The 2180-nt window shown below is 38.5% G+C and carries 2 protein-coding genes; both read right to left on the reverse strand.

Features of this window, described 5'->3' with window-relative positions; genetic code table 11:
- Positions 1–67: 67 nt before the first annotated feature.
- Positions 68–1237, reverse strand: a complete 1170-nt coding sequence (locus tag IQ228_RS25020; RefSeq protein ID WP_027403531.1) for a GNAT family N-acetyltransferase — start codon at positions 1235–1237, stop codon at positions 68–70.
- A gap of 86 nt (positions 1238–1323) precedes the next feature.
- Entirely contained in the window at positions 1324–2007 is a 684-nt protein-coding gene (locus tag IQ228_RS25025; protein ID WP_193964844.1) for a RibD family protein, read from the reverse strand.
- Between the last annotated feature and the right edge of the window lie 173 nt (positions 2008–2180).

Raw genomic sequence — 2180 nt, forward strand, 5'->3', positions numbered from 1 at the left:
CATCAATATACAATATTTAGATCCCCGACTTCTCAAAGAAGTCGGGGATCTATTTTGATCTATTTCCTTATTTGAAAGGTAACTCTGCATTAATGGCATCCATTTCTTTTTGTTCTAGTTGATTAACTTCCCGCACCCAAGGCAAGATAATTTGCCCTAAACGGTGGTTATAAAAGCGATGCAGGCTGTAATTCGGGGTAGCAGGGAACCCCCGGCGTTTTTTATGTTTACCACCAGCACCGGGGTCAAAATTTTGGATACCATGAGCGATCGCCCATTCAATTGGTGCATAATAACAAGCATCAAAATGTAAGCAATCTATGTCTTGAAAACTCCCCCAATAACGTCCATATAGTTTGTCTTCTTTAAATAAACAAAAGGACATCCCCACTGGTTGACCTGGATCTTCTTGATTATAAGCCGCAAAAAATACAACTCGATGCCGATAATTATGTTGTAACTGTTCAAAAAAGTTCTTGGTTAAATACTTACTTCCCCACCAACCAAATTTATCACAGGTATCAGCATAAAAGTCATACATTAACGGAAACATAGAGTTAGGAATTTCTTCACCGGTTAACGCTTGCAATCTTAAACCTGCCTTTTCTACAGCTTTACGTTCCCGTTTAATATTCCGTCTTTGATTAGCATTAAATCCAGTTAAATAATCATCGAAAGTTTGAAAATTAGCATTTTCCCAAATATAACTATGATGTAGCCAAGTTGTAAAACCCTGACTTTCTAAAATCGGTCGCCATTGGGGATCAACATAGAGAAAATGACAACCAGAAATCCGATGTTTCACACAAAAACCATCAATTTCATGGAGCATTAAAGCTGTAATTTCTGCCTCATTTTCTCCCGCAGCAATTAAAAAGCGATAGCCTTCAGTCGGGGTAAATGGAGTCATTCCCAGCAACTTTGGATAATACTCTATTCCCAAGCGAGAAGCTAATTCTGCCCATTGATGATCAAAAACAAATTCCCCTTGGCTATGTCCTTTTAAATATAAAGGAGCAGCGGCAATTAAAGTTTTATCTCGCCACAAAATCAAGTGATTTGGCAACCAACCAGTATTGGCTGTAACACTTTGAGATATTTCCAAATTGTGCAACCAATCCCATTCTAAAAAAGGCGTTTTTAACGGCATCGCTAAAGCATCCCAGTCTGCTTGGGGAACATCAGCAATTGTGTGCGTCCAAACAAGAGAATAATGGGGTTTGTGTTCTTTGATCATTGTGTATTTGTCCAGTCATTTTAGATTTACTTTTGACTCATGCTTGGGCGCACTACATTTCTGGTCTGGGCGCAGTCTCTGCGCCCCTACGGAATTATTCTATAGTGTAAAAATACTTCCTGCTCTACGGTAGATACTTCTAATAATTGTAACTTAGGCGCGAGATCAGATAAAAATCCTGTCCCCTCAACAGGTGAAGGCGCAATACTACCACCTAAAATCAGTGGACAAATAGTTAACCAGATTTCATCAATTAAATGAGATTCTAGGAAAGATGCTACTAATTGTCCTCCTCCCAAAATAGCTAAACGGGTAATTTGTAAACTTGTGAAATATTCTAAAGCCGCCAAAATGTCAATTTCTTGGCGAGGAGTTTCAAAGACTAAAACTTTTTCAAACTCTGATCTTTCTTGCCAAAAATAAGCTCCCAGAGAGGTTGTGAGTAACCATCGTCTCACCGGTTGTTGAAAAAATTTAATGTCCGGATTCAGGTTGCCTGAACGGGAAATCACTATATGAACTGGCTGGGGGTGCTGATTTGCTATTTTTCTTTGTTGCAAGAGTATTGCGTCTGTAATGGTCATTGTTGTACCGTAGGCACGAAGAGTACCAGCACCAAATAAAACGGCATCAGATGCAGCAATTTGTTTCCCCAGGTGTATTTTATCAGCCATTGAGCCAAATCGAGCAGGCGATCGCCTAAAATCTGCTATTTTGCCATCAGCACTCATGGCTAAAACTACTGTGGTATGAGGACGATGTTGCATCATTGCATTGCTCTGATATTTCTGCTTGGTAGATATATTTTCTCACAATTTATCACAATAAGACAAGATTGATAACTTTTATACCATTAATATTAATATGCAACAGCACTCACTATTTAATCTACATTTTATGAATTTTGTTATATCATGTTTGTCCTTAAACCAGAGTAAGAATT

This window comes from Dolichospermum sp. LEGE 00246, from assembly GCF_015207865.1.
Lineage (GTDB): Bacteria > Cyanobacteriota > Cyanobacteriia > Cyanobacteriales > Nostocaceae > Dolichospermum > Dolichospermum heterosporum.

Bases quoted from the DNA above. Each gene is read 5' to 3' on its own strand.
- IQ228_RS25020 (WP_027403531.1), bottom strand. From the start codon at position 1,237: ATGATCAAAGAACACAAACCCCATTATTCTCTTGTTTGGACGCACACA.
- IQ228_RS25025 (WP_193964844.1), bottom strand. From the start codon at position 2,007: ATGATGCAACATCGTCCTCATACCACAGTAGTTTTAGCCATGAGTGCT.